Below are 953 nucleotides of genomic sequence, written 5' to 3' on the forward strand. Positions count from 1 at the left end.
GACGGTTGGCGCTGCCTTTTTGTTTCCGGGAGAGGGCCTTCTGTTTACGCCTCAGATTACGGCCGGCATTGATAAGATGACGGGGATTGGCCATCTTATCTCCGCTGGATTTGACAGCGTAGTGAGATAATCCCATATCCAAACCTGTCATCTGGGTTATCAAAGCGGGCTTCGCGGGCGCGGCCAGGCCGTCATCACAGAGTATCGAGGCGTAGTATTTACCGGTGGCTGAACGGCTCAGGGTCATGCTTTTCACCTCTCCGGTCATTTCACGGTGCAGGCGGGCTTCTATCGGCGATAACTTGGGTATTTTTATTGCCCCGTCCAGCACCTTCACCCCGACACAATGATAGCTGGACAGCCTGCCATGCTTGCGTTTGAATGTCGGGAAGCGCGCTTTCAGCTTCGGATTAAAAAAGTGGGAAAACGCCATATCGAGGTTAATCACCGCCTGCTGCAAGGCGATGGCGTCATACGCTTTGAGCCAGGCATACCGGCGGGATTTTTTCGCCGTTGACAGTAAGGGCTTGAGGTCTTTACGCGGGCTGAGGTTCACCCCGTGGCGTTGATAAGCGTGCTTCTTAATGTGGAGCGCCTTGTTGTACGCGAAACGGACCGCACCGAACTGAGCATTGAGATAATCAGCCTGTTCGGGTGTCGGGTAAATGCGGACTTTGGTGGCTCTTAACATCATCAGCGCTCATCGGGATAGTTGATGTATTTTAACCGCTTTTTTTGGCCGTGTCCCCCACGGGCTGGCAGTGAACGTGATGGTTAATAACCTGAAAGCCCTGCGGGCTTTTCGCCTTATATCACCGCCCGCATTGAGGGTGTCGCAAAAGGTTAAGGTCACTTTTTCAAGCATCAAGTTAAATTCAATCACTGACTTTGGGCAGCCTGTTATTTGTATGGATAACAGGCTAAAAATAATCCCTAATATCAGAGCCACCGCT

General features: G+C 51.7%; 2 protein-coding genes. Both read right to left on the reverse strand.

Features of this window, described 5'->3' with window-relative positions:
* A partial coding sequence (locus tag EAE93_RS23885; protein WP_214040723.1) for an RNA-guided endonuclease InsQ/TnpB family protein occupies positions 1–691 on the reverse strand: 691 nt, incomplete at its 3' end.
* A gap of 9 nt (positions 692–700) precedes the next feature.
* A partial coding sequence (locus EAE93_RS23890; RefSeq protein ID WP_214040724.1) for a hypothetical protein occupies positions 701–953 on the reverse strand: 253 nt, incomplete at its 5' end.

The sequence above is a fragment of the Photorhabdus akhurstii genome (assembly GCF_018448925.1).
GTDB lineage: Bacteria > Pseudomonadota > Gammaproteobacteria > Enterobacterales > Enterobacteriaceae > Photorhabdus > Photorhabdus akhurstii.